Source organism: Alteromonas sp. ALT199 (assembly GCF_018619335.1).
Taxonomy (GTDB): Bacteria; Pseudomonadota; Gammaproteobacteria; order Enterobacterales; family Alteromonadaceae; genus Alteromonas.
On sequence record NZ_JAHHDX010000055.1, the window covers coordinates 1 to 274 of the forward strand.

The window sequence follows — 274 nt, forward strand, 5'->3', positions numbered from 1 at the left end:
GTTAACAATATAATGTAAAGTGGTAGGGCATATTGATAAAGAGAAGGACATGCACTTTATCTGATTCCTAATTTAGGAATTAAGCTCGTATGTCTAATTACATCGCTAAATTAGAACAGGTTAATTCAATGAAGCCCTTGCACCTGCCCGCATTATTTGTACTTTCTTCCTTAATAGGTTTGATTTCGTGTGCTCAAGACTCACAGGTCAAACCATCTGAAAAAGTGGTTAGCTCCAGCTTGATTTCAAACGATGTTGTGGTCTCAGATAATGA

The 274-nt window shown here is 36.9% G+C and carries 1 protein-coding gene; it reads left to right on the forward strand.

Annotation, left to right across the window (positions count from 1 at the left end; translation table 11 throughout):
- Window positions 1–89: 89 nt before the first annotated feature.
- The coding region (locus tag KL866_RS05920; protein ID WP_214993964.1) for a hypothetical protein at window positions 90–274 on the forward strand (185 nt) is incomplete at its 3' end.